Raw genomic sequence first — 13,781 nt, 5'->3', positions numbered from 1 at the left:
TTCGAATGACTCCGATAGGATGTCGAGTTACCGCCAGGGGATGGAATGGGCTTCGATGCGTTGGCGCAGGATTCGTTCGAAATGCCCCGGATCGTGCGGCTTGAGCATTTCGGCCGCCCGTGGCAGGTGAAAATCATACAGGCGCGACAGCCAGAAGCGCAGCGCGGCGGCGCGCAACATGTCGCGCCAGTGCGACGCTTCGATGTCGGTCAGTGGGCGCACCGTCTCGTAAGCGCGCAACATGGCATGCACACGCGCCTCGTCCAGCACGCCGGTCGACAGGTCGCAGCACCAGTCGTTGACCGTCACGGCCAGATCGAACAGCCATTTGTCGCAGCCCGCGAAGTAGAAATCGAAGAATCCGCCCAATCGTGGCGAACCGTCGTCGGCCTTGTCGAACAGCACATTGTCACGGAACAGATCGCAGTGGCACGGACCCGCCTGCATGGCACGATAGTGACTCGACGCGAAGAACGCCGTCTGATGCGCCATCTCGCTATCCAGTAACGCGCGTTCGGCGGAGCTCAGGAACGGCGTGACCTCGGGGGCGGCTTCGCGCCACCAGGGCAGGCTGCGCAGATTGGCTTGCTCCAGCGTGAAGTCGCGCCCGGCCAGATGCATGCGTGCCAGCATCGCCCCGACATGCGCACAGTGTTCGGGCGTGGGGGCCAGCTCGGAGCGTCCGGCCAGCTTGGTGACAATGGTGGCGGGCTTGCCGTTCAACTCGCTCAGAATCTCGCCCGTGCGATCGGGCATCGGATCGGGCACCGGCACGCCGTGATGGGCGAGATGGCCCATCAACTGGAGGTAAAACGGCAGCTGCGTGGCCGTGAGCTTCTCGAACAGCGTCAGCACGAACTCGCCGCGCTCGGTCGTCAGGAAGTAGTTGGTGTTCTCGATGCCGGAGCTGATGCCCCGAAAATCGAGAACATTCCCCAGATCGTAGCGTTGCAGCCATGCCTGGAGCTGCTCGGGCGAGACGGTAGTGAAAACGGCCATGCGTGCGTTAAGTGGAGATGTCTCAGACAAACGGCCCGCGCACGTGCAGCGGGCCGCTGGTGTGAAACAGACAGGATGCAGGCGCACCGCTGGGCGGCGCGCGGAGGTGGCTCAGATTACCAGAGACGTCAGAACTTCAGGCCGACGGACGGCAAACGGTCGTTTTGCGACGTGTTGTCGCGCGTGCGCGGCGCGTTGTCCGGCGGCGTGGTCAATTGGTAATTGGTGCCGAAACGCGAATGGACATCGACCTCCGTGGGTTTGCCGCGGTCGCGGAACTCGGTCACGGTGGTGCCTTGGTCGTTGACGTAGTAGCTCGGCTTGCGCTCCTGGTTGACGTCGACCGACGATTTGCTGGTGGCGGCGGCGCGGGCGTCGGCCTCGCGTTTGGCGGCCTGCGCGGAGGTCTCCTGACCATCCTGGGCGAAGGCATGGCCCGCGAACAGCAGGCCCGCACCGATCATCAGGGGCAGGACACGGGAAAAGCGCGTTGTCATCATTATTCTCCGAGGGCGGGAACGCATTCGCGGCGCGTGAGGCAAGCCTGGCCGACGCAACGGGTTCCAATGTTTACATTCTATCAAACGTCCCCCGCTTCGCATCGTGAAATCGCGTCGAATGTGCCGTCGTGGCTGGCCTGTCGAGGGATGCCATGCCGTGGACGCGTATTTTTTCTCGTCATCGGCGCAGGGTTAAGCGATTCGATTGCATACGCTTAGCATCTTTATATTGCTTTTGGTTATAAATAAATCGCAAGACAATCGTTTTCGTTGAAGTCATCTTCTGGCATCCTGCGTCATTGTCTTGATGGGCGGCCGTGTGTCGCCCATCTGCATTCTGGAGTCCCAAATCATGTCGTTATCCGCCGCCTCGGCCGCCGTCAAAACGGCCCCGCCTTCGCCGTCCTCCTATAACGCCCGGCCGCTCGCCATCGCGCTGGTGCTGATCGTTGTGGGCATCGCCTACGTGCAGGCCACCGTAGGGCCGAAGCAGGCCGCACTGGCCGGTATCGGCGCCTTGCTCGGCGTGACGCTTTACCACGCCGCATTCGGCTTCACGTCGGCCTGGCGCGTGTTCATCGCCGACCGGCGCGGTGCGGGTCTGCGCGCACAGATGGTCATGCTCGCCGTTGGTGTCGTGCTGTTCTTTCCCGCGCTGGCGGATGGCGTGCTCTTCGGTAACAAGGTTGCCGGCTTCGTCTCGCCGGTTGGCGTGTCGGTGGCGTTCGGCGCCTTCATGTTCGGTGTCGGCATGCAACTCGGTGGCGGTTGCGCGTCGGGCACGCTCTATACCGTGGGGGGCGGCAGCACGCGCATGATCGTCACGCTCGCGGCGTTTGTCGTGGGGTCGGTGGTGGCAACGGCGCATCTGCCGTGGTGGGAAGCACTGCCGCATATCAAGCCGGTCTCGCTGGTCAAGACGTGGGGCTTGTGGCCTGCGCTCGTCGCCAACCTGGCGTTGTTCGCCGCGATCGGTGGCTTGACGCTGTGGGCGGAGAAGCGTCGTCACGGCCGTGTCGTCGGTGTGCCAATGACGCGCAGCGCAACGGGCACGCCCGCGTTGCTGCGTGGCCCCTGGCCGCTGGTGTGGGGTGCGCTGGCGCTCGTGCTGCTCAATTACGCCACGCTGGCATTGGCCGGCCGTCCGTGGGGCGTGACATCGGCGTTCGCGTTGTGGGGCGCCAAGGCGTTCATGGCGCTGGGCATCGACGTGGCCTCGTGGCCGTACTGGGCGAAGCAGGCCAATGTACTGAACGCGCCGATCGCACAGGACGTCACCACCGTCATGGACATCGGGATCATTCTCGGCGCCCTCGCGGCCGCGTCCATCGCAGGCAAGTTTGCCCCCGTGTGGAAGATTCCAGCGCGTTCGCTGCTCGCGGCGGTCATCGGCGGATTGCTGCTTGGTTACGGCGCACGTCTGGCGTACGGCTGCAATATCGGCGCGTACTTCAGCGGCATCGTCTCGGGCAGCCTGCACGGTTGGCTGTGGTTGGCGGCGGCGTTTGCGGGCAACGTGTTCGGCACGCGCCTGCGCCCGTTGTTCGGTCTGGCCGTGGAAACGACACCACGCGATACCGGCTGCTGATCGACATCCCCCGCCGGCAGATATTCCGTCTGCCACATAAGAATACGGCGCCAGCGATCACTCGCGGCGCCGTATTGACTTTGGACGATGACGCTTGGGCGGCTGCCCGTCGCGATTACAGGTAGAACATCTTCTCGCTGCTTTCCGTTTCGGGCTCGATGTGGCCGTCGTAGAACGCGAACACCGCTTTGAGGATGTCGTCGGGGTCGTCCATGACCTGCACCAGATCGAGATCCTTTTCGCCGATGAGGCCCATCGGCAACATCGTCGAGCGCACCCATTCGAGCAGTCCCTTCCAGAATTCCGTGCCGACGAGAATCACGGGCACCTGGCGCGACTTCTGCGTCTGGATGAGCGTGAGAACTTCGGACAGTTCGTCGAGCGTGCCAAAGCCCCCCGGCATGATGACGAACGCGTCCGAGTTCTTCACGAACGTGACCTTGCGCGTGAAGAAGTGTCGGAAACGCAGTGAGATGTCCTGGTACTGATTGCCCTTTTGTTCGTGCGGCAGTTCGATGTTCAGGCCGACGGTCGGCGAGGCGCCACCGTGCGCGCCCTTGTTGGCAGCTTCCATGATGCCGGGCCCGCCGCCGGAGATGACGGCAAAGCCATTGTCGGAGAATTTCCGGGCGATAGTCATCGTCAGTTTGTAAAACGGCGATTTCGGCTTGATGCGCGCGCTGCCGTAGATGCTGACGGCCGGCCGGATCTCGGACAGGTACTCGGTCGCCTCGATGAACTCTGCCATAATCGTGAACATCTGCCACGACGCGCGCGCCTTTTTTGCGGTGGCGCGCTCATGGTCTGCCAGCATGCGCAGACTCGGTATTTCTTTTCTTCTCTTGGTCATATGTCGGAACAGCAAAGTCTGGAAGGTAAGACGCTCTTATTGGTCGATGGTTCGAGTTATCTTTATCGAGCCTATCACGCCCTGCCGGATTTGCGCGGTCCCAATGGCGAGCCGACGGGGGCGCTTCACGGCATCGTCAATATGCTGCGCCGCATGCGTAAAGACGTCCACGCAGAGTATAGCGCCTGCGTTTTCGATGCCAAGGGCAAGACGTTTCGCGACGATTGGTACCCCGAATACAAAGCGAATCGACCGTCGATGCCGGAAGATCTGCGCGCGCAGATCGAGCCGATTCACGAGGCGGTGCGCGCCATGGGCTGGCCGCTGTTGATGATCGATGGCGTGGAGGCCGATGACGTCATCGGCACGCTGGCAAGGCAAGCGGCCGAGCGCGGCATGCGCGTGGTCGTCTCCACCGGCGACAAGGATCTGGCGCAACTCGTGAACGACCGCGTGACGCTGGTCAACACAATGACGAACGAAACGCTCGATGCCGCCGGCGTCACCGCGAAATTCGGCGTGCCGCCCGAGCGCATCGTCGATTACCTCACGCTTGTCGGTGACACGGTCGATAACGTGCCGGGCGTGGACAAATGCGGGCCGAAGACGGCCGTCAAGTGGCTCGCGCAATACGGCGATCTCGACAATCTCGTGGCGAACGCCGCGGAGGTGAAAGGGGCGGCGGGCGAGAACCTGCGCCGCGCGCTCGACTGGCTGCCGATGGGGCGCAAGCTGGTGACGGTTGCGCTCGATTGCGATCTCGCACCGCAGGTCACCTCCATCGACGCGAGCTTGCAGTCGCAGCCCGAAGATGTCGAAACGCTGCGCGATTTCTTCGTGCGTCACGGCTTCAAGACCTTGCTGCGCGAAGCGCAGGCCGCCGTTGCCACGCAGGCCGGTGAGCCGGCGCCGGCACCTGTGGCCGACACGATCGAGCGAGAGTACGAAGCGGTGCTGACGTGGGCGCAGTTCGACGCATGGCTGAAGATCATCGAGTCGGCCGAGTTGACGGCATTCGATACCGAGACCACCTCGCTCGACGCGATGCAGGCGCAACTGGTTGGCCTGTCGTTGTCCTGCGAACCGGGACGCGCCGCCTACATTCCGGTGGCGCATCGCGCGCCGGGCGATGTCGACCAATTGCCGCGAGACGAAGTCCTGGCGCGCCTGAAGCATTGGCTCGAAAGTCCGGACCACAAGAAGGTGGGACAGAACCTCAAGTACGATGCCCACGTGCTGGAGAACTACGGCATCGTGTTGCGCGGCATTGCACACGACACGATGCTTCAGTCGTACGTGCTCGAATCGCACCGCGGCCATGACATGGACGGCCTGGCCGCGCGCCATCTCGGCGTGACGACGATCAAATACGAAGAGGTGTGCGGCAAGGGCGCCAAGCAGATCGGCTTCGACGAAGTGACCGTCGAGCGCGCGACCGCCTACGCCGCCGAAGACGCCGACATCACGCTGCGACTGCACCGCGCGATCTATCCCGATGTGGCGCGTGAAGCCACGCTGGAGTTCGTCTACCGAGACATCGAAATGCCCACGGCGCGCGTGCTGCAACGCATGGAGCGCAACGGCGTGCTTGTCGACACTGCCCGTCTGGCCGCACAGAGCGACGAGATCGGCCAGAAGCTGGTCGCGCTCGAAGCCGAAGCGTACACACTGGCCGGGCAGCAGTTCAATCTGAATTCGCCCAAGCAGATCGGCGACATTTTCTTCACGCAGCTGCAACTGCCGATCGTCAAGAAGACGGCGAGCGGTGCCCCGTCGACCGACGAGGAAGTGCTGCAGAAGCTCGCCGAAGACTATCCGTTACCGAAGGTGCTGCTCGATTACCGCGGCCTTGCCAAGCTCAAGTCTACGTACACCGACAAGTTGCCGAAGATGGTCAATGCCTCGACTGGCCGCGTGCACACGAACTATGCGCAGGCCGTGGCGATCACCGGTCGCCTGGCGTCGAACGATCCGAATTTGCAGAACATTCCCGTGCGCACGGCCGAGGGGCGCCGCATTCGCGAGGCGTTCATTGCACCCCAGGGCAGCCAACTGGTGTCGGCGGACTACTCGCAGATCGAGCTGCGCATCATGGCGCATATCTCGGGCGACGAAAGTCTGCTGCGCGCATTCGCCAACGGCGAGGACATTCACCGCGCCACGGCGGCGGAAATCTTCGCCGTCACGCCGATCGAGGTGTCGAACGAACAACGTCGCTACGCCAAGGTCATCAACTTCGGTTTGATCTACGGCATGAGCGCGTTCGGGCTGGCCGCGAACCTCGGTATCGAACGCGACGCCGCCAAGCAGTACATCGACCGCTATTTCATGCGCTACCCGGGCGTGGCGCGTTACATGGACGAGACGCGCAAGAGTGCGAAGGCGCGCGGCTATGTCGAAACGGTCTTCGGACGCCGTCTGTGGCTACCGGACATCAATGGCGGCAACGGACCGCGCCGCCAGGCCGCCGAGCGCGCCGCCATCAATGCCCCGATGCAGGGCACGGCCGCCGATCTCATCAAACTCTCGATGATCGCCGTGCAGCGCTGGTTGGACGACAGCGGCCTGCAGACGCGTCAGATCATGCAGGTGCACGATGAACTGGTGCTTGAAGTGCCCGACCATGAACTGGCCGAGGTTCGCAAGCGTTTGCCGGAACTGATGTGCGGCGTGGCGAAGTTGCGCGTGCCCCTCGTGGCCGAGGTCGGCGTGGGCGAGAATTGGGAACAGGCCCATTGAACGGCGTTGGGTTGACACCTAAAGTGAGTGCGTCGCACGGGCGGCCCCCCGCCTTGGCCGACGCCGCTGTCGGCCCGTATCGCATGGCTCAATAGCGGGAATAGGGTGACAGCCATACCCGAACTCCGCACTCTGCGGTAAGGTAATCGCTATCGCCGGCGCGGCAAATGCCGACCGGCCGGACGGTTTTCCAAGCACGGGGAGTTATTGTGAGTGTGCATCGTATCGTTGTGGTCGGCGGCGGCGCCGGCGGTCTGGAGCTTGTCACCCGACTGGGCGACAAGTACGGGCGTGGCAAGGACGTTCAGGTGACGTTGGTCGACCGGTCCTTGTCGCACATCTGGAAGCCGCTGTTGCACGAGGTCGCTGCCGGTGTCATGGACACCGCAACGCATCAGCTCTCGTATGTCGCTCAGGCCAACTGGCATCGATTCGAGTTTGCGGCCGGCGAGATGATCGGTCTGGATCGCGCGAACCGGACGATCCGGCTGGCGGCGGTGCCTGCGGCAGCCGACGAAGGCGAGGGCGATTTGCTGCCCGAGCGTACATTGGCGTATGACACGCTCGTGCTCGCCATCGGCAGCACGACCAACTTCTTCGGGGTGGCCGGCGCTCAGGAAAATACCATCGCACTCGATACCGTCGAGCAGGCCGAGCGCTTCCGTCGTCGGCTGATGGCCGCCTGCGTGCGCGCGCAGAATGAAGCCGAAGCGCCCGTGCCGAGCGCGCTGGCGGCGCCGGTCGCGCAAGACATTCATGACGTGCCGCCCGATACGGCGGTTTCACCGGCCCCCAAGGTTGAAGGCCGCCCCAAGGTCAACCTCGTCATCGTGGGGGCCGGCGCGACCGGCGTTGAACTGTCGGCGGAGCTGCGCAACACGGCGGAAGTGTTGCGCTCCTACGGGTTGAAGCTCGATCCGCGCAAGGACGTGCGCATCACCATCATCGAATCGAGTCCGCGCATTCTGAAGGCGCTGCCGGAGCGTGTATCGGGAGCGGTGGCCGGGTTGCTGGGCAAGCTCGACGTCGACATCCTGTGTGGCGATTCGGTCGCCGAGGTGCGCAAGAATGAAGTCACGACGACCGGGGGCCGTGTGCTGCCGGCGGACATCACGGTCTGGTCGGCGGGCATTACGGCGCCGCCGGTGCTGGGACAACTGGGGCTTGCCGTCAATCGTCTGAACCAGATCGAAGTGTTGCCGACGCTGCAAAGCAAGTCGGATCCGGACATCTTCGCGTTCGGCGACTGCGCGAGTTGCGAGTGGCCGGAGCATGGCTTCGTGCCGCCGCGCGCGCAAGCGGCGCACCAGCAGGCGAGCTTCCTGGTCAAGGCGATTGACGCCCGGCTCAAAGGGCAAAGCCTGCCGACGTTCACTTATCGCGATTTCGGTTCGCTTGTCTCGTTGGGCAAGTTCAGTGCGGTGGGCAATCTGATGGGCGGGCTCATCGGCGGCAGCATGTTCATCGAAGGGCTGTTTGCGCGGGTGATGTACACGTCGCTCTATCGCATGCACGTGGCGGCGCTGCATGGGGTCTGGCGCATGATGCTCGATACCGTTGCCAATCGCCTGCGTCGTTCGACCGTGCCGCGCGTGAAGCTGCACTGACGATGGGCTGACGCTGGGTTGGCGTTTTGCCGCTGGTCCGTTCGCACGGGGTCGCGGCCTGACCGGGTGCCAGGCGGCCTGCGCTGTGGCGGTGGGTACCCGTTTCGGAGGGTTCCGATCGCCGTCGCGCCGGCGTCCGAGTGCAAGCGCATCTTCACTCTAGTAAGATCCCAACGTCCGGCCCCGGGGCGGTGGCGCATCCCGACGTTTCCGTTGGCGGTCTCCCCGGCATGCCTTTACTGACGTGTTTCCCTGGAGTACGACATGTCGCAAGCGGATCTGGATAGTCTTGTGCCCGAAGTGGCGCCGAGCAACCGGCGCGATTTTCTGAAGACCGCCGTCGGTTCGGCGTTTGCGCTGGCCGTGCTGCCGGTGGCGGCCGAAACGATCACGACCGACACGCAAGGGCTGGAGGCGGGCGAAACCCTGCTCGACGTGCCCGACATCAAAATGCCGGTCTACTACGCGAAGCCTGCGGGCAAGACGCATCTGCCGACCATCGTCGTGGTTTCGGAGATCTTCGGCGTGCATCAGCATATCGCCGATATCTGCCGACGTTTCGCCAAACTCGGTTATTTGGCGGTCGCGCCGGAACTGTTCGCGCGCGCGGGCGATCCGCAGTCGCTGGGCACGATTGCCGAGATTCAGTCGCAGATCGTCGCCAAGACACCGGACGAACAGGTGATGCGCGACATCGACGCGACGCTCAAGTGGGCGCTGGCCAATGGCGGAGACGAGAAGCGTATCGCCATTACCGGCTTCTGCTGGGGCGGACGCGTCGCCTGGCTCTACGACGCGCACAATCCCAACGTGAAGGCGGCGGTGGCCTGGTATGGGCGCATCGTTGGTGACAGGAGTCCGGATTTCCCGAGCCAGCCGATCGATATCGCGGGCAAGCTGCACGGACCGCTGCTCGGCCTGTACGGCGGCAAGGACCAAGGCATTCCCGTGACAAGCGTGGAACAGGCACGCGAGGCCCTTGCACGGGGCAATGCGGCGTCGAGGGCCTCGAAGCTGAAGGTATTCCCGAATTCGGGGCACGCATTTTTCGCCGATTACCGGTCGAGCTATGTCGAAGCCGACGCGAAGGAAGGTTGGACATTGGCATTGGACTGGCTGCACAAACACGGCGTGGCGTGAGCCGCCGCTGTTGCGGGCCGGCTGGCGGAGCTATTGAGCCCGTCGGTGGGGCGGTACGCCACTGTGCTTCGCGACCCGACGGTTTGCCTGTCACGGGAAAAGCTGGTTAAATCGCCGCCTTGCCTGCGGGAGAATCACCATCGACGCCATCTTTCTATTCATCGTTATCGCCACGCTGGCTTCCGGCGTGCTGAGCCTTGCCGGCGCGGCGTCGCTGTCGCTTGGCCTGCTCTCGAAGCTCATCGACAAGATGGTCAGCTTTTCGGCGGGCGTGCTGCTTGGCACGGCGCTGCTGCATCTGCTGCCGGAAAGCCTTGAGTCGCACGTCGATGCGCACGTCATCACCGGTTGGCTGCTGGGCGGTTTGCTCGGCTTTTTCCTGCTGGAGAAGCTGGCGCTGTTGCGCCATAGCCATCATCACGAGGGCGATGGGCATCACCATGAGCACGGGCACGACGCCCATGAAGCAGGCAAAGGCGGCTGGATGATTCTGGTCGGCAGCGCGATTCACAACTTTGCCGATGGTGTCGTGATCGCGGCGGCGTTCCTCACCGATCCGCGCCTCGGGGTTGCGGCAACGGTATCCATCACGGTCCACGAGGTGGCGCACAAGCTCGGCGACTTCATGGTGCTGCTCAACGCCGGCTTTCCGCGTCGCAAGGCGTTGGTGCTGACGCTGGCCTCGAGCCTCACGGCGCTGGCCGGCGGTGTGCTCGGTTACTTCATGCTCGACCGTCTTCAGAGCCTGATCCCGTATTTGCTGGCGCTGGCGGCAAGCAGCTTCATCTATATCGCCGTGTCGGATCTGATGCCGCAGATGCAGCGCCGCACGTCGCCGCGCGACGCGCTGCCCCAGATTCTGCTGATCGCGGTGGGACTGGCGCTGGTGGTGTGGCTCAACGGCCACGATCACGAGCACGCCCACGGTCGCGACCATGAGGCCCCCAGCAGCGCCCTGGCGATGTCGTTGGCAGGTGCCGGCGGGGCTTACGGCTGGGCGCCGGTGGCGACCGGGCGGCGCTTGTCCGCACACCACTCGCTCCACGACCCCGCATAGAGGCTGGCCCCATGAAGGCCCGCGACCTCCATCGCCAGTAGATTGTGGCAAGCCGTCACGCCTGAGCCGCATTGCGATATGACGCGCTCGGGCAGGCGGTCCTTTCCTAGGACCTGCGCGAACGCTTCCCGCAGGGCGGCGGCGGGTTTGAAGCGCCCATCCGGGCCGAGGTTGTCCTTGAAGAAGTGATTGACCGCACCGGGAATGTGGCCGCCGATCGGATCGAGGGTTTCGTTCTCGCCGCGATACCGATCCGGTGACCGTGCATCGACGACCAGTCGCTCGTGCGACGTCAGGTTGCGCTCGATGGCCGCCGCGTCGGCGGTGGTGGCGAGCGGCTCGCCTGCGGTGAAATCACCCGGTGGCGGCGCTTCGGGCGGGGCGGCGTCGAGCGTGAAGCCGGCCGCTTCCCAGGCCTGCAAGCCGCCATCGAGCACGGCAACCGACTCGTGGCCGAGCCAGCGCAGCAGCCACCACAGGCGGGCGGCATAGACGCCACCTTGCGCGTCGTAAGCCACCACTTGCTGGCCCTTCGACAACCCGCACGCGGCGAGTTGGCGGGCGAGGGTGTCGCGCTCGGGCAGCGGATGGCGACCGTTCTTGCCTGTCGTCTTTCCCGACAGGTCGCGTTCGAGGTGAGTGTAGAAGGCACCGAAGAGGTGGCCGTCGACATACGCCGTTTCGCCGGCCGTCGGATTCGCGAGATCGAATCGGCAATCGAAGAGGATCACCGGGGCACCGCCGTCGGCGGCGGTTTGCATCAGCGCGTCAAGATTTTGCGGGCTGATGAGCGTGGTGAAGTGCGTGTGAATCATGGCGTCTCCGCAGGCGGGCGTGGGGGAACGGGCAGCGGGAACCGCCCGGCATCAGGCCGTGGCCGACGGTCGGCGCAGTGCGGTCATGCCGCTCGCCACAATGAGCAGCATGCCGATCCAGCCGGCCAGCGCGGGCCAATCGTCCCAGACAAGCATGCTGATCAGTGTAGCGAAGATTACGCCGGAATATTGCAGATTCGCAGTGACCAGCGTGTTGCCCAAACTGAAGGCTCGGGTGAGTGCCGTTTGGGCGACGAGTGCAGCGATACCGACCCCGAGCATGAGGCCGGCGCTGCGCCAGGTCAGCGCGTGCATGCCGTCGATGGCGACCCAGCCGAGGCCTAGCAGTACCCCGCCCAGCGAGAAATAGAAGACGATGCGCCAATCGGGTTCCCCCGCCGCGCCAAGGTCCTTGACCTGCATGTACGCGATGGCCGAGAACACGCCCGAGACGACGCCCGCCACGCCGGCAGTCCACGCCTGGCTGTCGATGGTCGGCTGGAGCAACAGGGCAACACCGACGAATCCCGCAAAGATCGCGGCGACCAGGCGGAAGTCGGCTCGCAGGCTGCCGCGCATGGCCGCCGTCGCCATCACGATCAGGGAGATCCAGATCGGCGACATGTAATTGAGGGTCATCGCCGTGGAAAGCGGCAGTTGCGTCAGGGAATAGAACCACAGGCCGAGTGAGATTACGCCGGCAGTACTGCGTTTGACGTGCGCGCCGAGGTGGCGTGTTCGAATCGAATGACCGCGTGCGCGCGCCAACACCAGCAAAACGATGACACCGATAAGGCTGCGGTAGAGAATGATTTCGCCGGTGTTGTATTCGTTTGCCGCCAGCTTGATGAATAGCCCCATCAACGTGAACATGAAGGCGGAGACCAACATCCAGAGCGATTGCATGGCGAATGGGGGCCGATTGACGGCGAAGAAGCGAGCTGAGGCGCGGTGAACCGAGCGCGGGCGACGCGTGCGGCAGATGGAGTGCCCGCGCGGTCATGTCGAGAACGTTGCGACGATTCTAACGAAAACGGCGGGCCGATGGCCCGCCGTTCTCCGAAATTTCGGCAAATATTTAATTCAGTCTCGCGGGCGCCACATTGGCCGCTCGGTGGTGTCTCAGCCAGACACTCTAACCGTCTCAACCCGTGAGACGTGCTGGCGTGCCAGCGCTCAGAAATCGCCCATCTGGCGGCGCAAGAACTCATGGAAGTGCTGCATGCCGTCTTCCATCGGGCTTTGATACGGACCGACTTCCGACACGCCGCGATCGAACAAGGCACGGCGGCCGGCATCCATGCGCTCGGCGATCTCGTCGTCTTCGCGGGCGGTTTCCATATACGCGGCCCGCTCGGCCTCGATGAATTCGCGTTCGAAGAGCGCGATTTCCTCGGGGTAATAGAATTCGACGATGTTCGTCGTTTTCTGCGGTCCGCGCGGAATCAGCCAGGACACCACCAGCACGTGCGGATACCACTCGATCATCAGATGCGGGTAGTAAACCATCCAGATCGCGCCGAAGTCCGGCGGCACGCCTTCGCGGTACCGCATCAGCACGTCGTGCCACTGTCGATAGATCGGGCTGCCCGGTTTGGCAAGACCTTCGTGCACGCCGACTGTCTGAACGCTATACCAGTCGCCGAATTCCCAGCTCAGGTCTTCGCAGGAAACGAAGCTGCCCAGCCCGGGATGGAACGGCACGACGTGATAGTCCTCGAGATAGACCTCGATGAACGTCTTCCAGTTGTAATTGCATTCATGCACTTCAACGTGATCGAACATGAAGTTCGAAAAGTCGAGATGATGCTTGACGCCCAGGCGGGCAAGATCGGCCTGGACGTCGCGGCCCTGCGCTTCGAACAGCAGTCCGTTCCAGCGTTGCAGCGGGAACTTGCCGAGGTTCAGACAGGGCTTCTCCGGGAAGTGCGGCGCGCCGAGCAGTTCGCCCTTCGTGTCGTAAGTCCAGCGGTGGAGCGGGCACACGATGTTGCGTGCATTGCCACGGCCGCCCAGCATGATCGCCTGACGATGACGGCAGACGTTCGAGAGCAGTTCGATGCCGCCATGCTGGCCCGCGCCATTGCGCACCAGCATGCGACCTTCCTGTTCGGCAGGCAGCGCAAAATAGTCGCCGGCGTCGGGCACCATCAGCTCGTGGCCTACGTAGCGGGGACCATGTTCGAAGAGGACTTCACGTTCGCGGGCGAGGAGCGCCTCGTCGAAATACGTGTAGACCGGCAGTTGGCTCGAGGCCGGTTTGAGTTGCAAAGCGCTGCTTAGATTGGACATTCCCACTCCCGACTAGCTTGAAAGCAGTGAACAACCCAACCATCGAAAAATCGATTTAGGGGAACCGAGAATTATACCTTGTCTGGGCTCATGAGGGCCGCTAAGTCCATGATTTGCGTTAAATAATGTCCGAAAATTGTCAGTGCGATCGGTTTTGAGGCAATTTACGCTCTGCGAGCCGATGCGCTTTTGCC

11 protein-coding genes are annotated in these 13,781 nt (G+C 63.4%); 5 read left to right on the top strand and 6 right to left on the bottom strand.

Annotation, left to right across the window (positions count from 1 at the left end):
- Window positions 1-27: 27 nt before the first annotated feature.
- Window positions 28-999, bottom strand: coding sequence for a homoserine kinase (locus tag A985_RS0102595; RefSeq protein WP_017231871.1), 972 nt, complete (start codon window positions 997-999; stop codon window positions 28-30).
- Between the two features lie 128 nt (window positions 1,000-1,127).
- Complete coding sequence (locus tag A985_RS26885; RefSeq protein ID WP_017231870.1) at window positions 1,128-1,496, bottom strand: hypothetical protein; 369 nt, start codon at window positions 1,494-1,496, stop codon at window positions 1,128-1,130.
- 355 nt (window positions 1,497-1,851) lie between these two features.
- Here A985_RS26885 and A985_RS0102585 point away from each other — a divergent pair, with 355 nt between their 5' ends.
- Window positions 1,852-3,087: a YeeE/YedE family protein gene (locus A985_RS0102585; RefSeq protein WP_039829765.1), complete on the top strand. Its 1,236-nt coding sequence runs from the start codon at window positions 1,852-1,854 to the stop codon at window positions 3,085-3,087.
- A 115-nt stretch (window positions 3,088-3,202) separates the two neighbouring features.
- On the opposite strand, the gene A985_RS0102580 is transcribed toward A985_RS0102585, so the two are convergent.
- Complete coding sequence (locus A985_RS0102580; protein ID WP_026131582.1) at window positions 3,203-3,937, bottom strand: TIGR00730 family Rossman fold protein; 735 nt, start codon at window positions 3,935-3,937, stop codon at window positions 3,203-3,205.
- Here A985_RS0102580 and polA point away from each other — a divergent pair, their 5' ends adjacent.
- The 4 genes from polA (at window position 3,938) to A985_RS0102560 (ending at window position 10,480) form a co-directional block, all read left to right on the top strand.
- Window positions 3,938-6,676 (top strand): DNA polymerase I, encoded by a 2,739-nt coding sequence (gene polA, locus A985_RS0102575; RefSeq protein ID WP_017231867.1) that lies wholly within the window; start codon window positions 3,938-3,940, stop codon window positions 6,674-6,676.
- Between the two features lie 215 nt (window positions 6,677-6,891).
- Window positions 6,892-8,283 carry an NAD(P)/FAD-dependent oxidoreductase gene (locus A985_RS0102570; protein ID WP_026131581.1) on the top strand — a complete coding sequence of 464 codons (1,392 nt, stop codon included), beginning with the start codon at window positions 6,892-6,894 and terminating at the stop codon, window positions 8,281-8,283.
- Between the two features lie 264 nt (window positions 8,284-8,547).
- A complete protein-coding gene (locus A985_RS0102565; protein WP_017231865.1) occupies window positions 8,548-9,423 on the top strand; it encodes a dienelactone hydrolase family protein in 876 nt (291 codons plus the stop codon).
- 139 nt (window positions 9,424-9,562) lie between these two features.
- On the top strand, window positions 9,563-10,480 hold the full coding sequence (locus A985_RS0102560) for a ZIP family metal transporter (RefSeq protein ID WP_369751545.1): 918 nt from the start codon (window positions 9,563-9,565) through the stop codon (window positions 10,478-10,480).
- Here A985_RS0102560 and A985_RS0102555 read toward each other — a convergent pair.
- The 3 genes from A985_RS0102555 to A985_RS0102545 form a co-directional block, all read right to left on the bottom strand.
- Window positions 10,411-11,295, bottom strand: a complete 885-nt coding sequence (locus A985_RS0102555; protein WP_017231863.1) for a sulfurtransferase — start codon at window positions 11,293-11,295, stop codon at window positions 10,411-10,413. The genes A985_RS0102560 and A985_RS0102555 overlap by 70 nt on opposite strands.
- A 51-nt stretch (window positions 11,296-11,346) precedes the next feature.
- On the bottom strand, window positions 11,347-12,201 hold the full coding sequence (locus tag A985_RS23920; RefSeq protein WP_017231862.1) for a DMT family transporter: 855 nt from the start codon (window positions 12,199-12,201) through the stop codon (window positions 11,347-11,349).
- 270 nt (window positions 12,202-12,471) lie between these two features.
- Window positions 12,472-13,587, bottom strand: coding sequence for an aromatic ring-hydroxylating dioxygenase subunit alpha (locus tag A985_RS0102545; protein WP_017231861.1), 1,116 nt, complete (start codon window positions 13,585-13,587; stop codon window positions 12,472-12,474).
- Window positions 13,588-13,781 lie beyond the last annotated feature (194 nt).

Origin of the sequence: Pandoraea sp. B-6 (assembly GCF_000282835.1) — a bacterium.
Classification (GTDB): domain Bacteria; phylum Pseudomonadota; class Gammaproteobacteria; order Burkholderiales; family Burkholderiaceae; genus Pandoraea; species Pandoraea cepalis.
This window is presented reverse-complemented; position numbering and strand designations above follow the sequence as displayed.

Excerpts from the sequence above, each read along its gene's own strand:
- A985_RS26885 (WP_017231870.1), bottom strand. The coding sequence starts at position 1,496 with ATGACAACGCGCTTTTCCCGTGTCCTGCCCCTGATGATCGGTGCGGGC.
- A985_RS0102585 (WP_039829765.1), top strand. The coding sequence starts at position 1,852 with ATGTCGTTATCCGCCGCCTCGGCCGCCGTCAAAACGGCCCCGCCTTCG.
- A985_RS0102555 (WP_017231863.1), bottom strand. The coding sequence starts at position 11,295 with ATGATTCACACGCACTTCACCACGCTCATCAGCCCGCAAAATCTTGAC.
- A985_RS0102580 (WP_026131582.1), bottom strand. The coding sequence starts at position 3,937 with ATGACCAAGAGAAGAAAAGAAATACCGAGTCTGCGCATGCTGGCAGAC.
- A985_RS0102565 (WP_017231865.1), top strand. The coding sequence starts at position 8,548 with ATGTCGCAAGCGGATCTGGATAGTCTTGTGCCCGAAGTGGCGCCGAGC.
- A985_RS23920 (WP_017231862.1), bottom strand. The coding sequence starts at position 12,201 with ATGCAATCGCTCTGGATGTTGGTCTCCGCCTTCATGTTCACGTTGATG.
- polA (WP_017231867.1), top strand. The coding sequence starts at position 3,938 with ATGTCGGAACAGCAAAGTCTGGAAGGTAAGACGCTCTTATTGGTCGAT.
- A985_RS0102545 (WP_017231861.1), bottom strand. The coding sequence starts at position 13,587 with ATGTCCAATCTAAGCAGCGCTTTGCAACTCAAACCGGCCTCGAGCCAA.
- A985_RS0102595 (WP_017231871.1), bottom strand. The coding sequence starts at position 999 with ATGGCCGTTTTCACTACCGTCTCGCCCGAGCAGCTCCAGGCATGGCTG.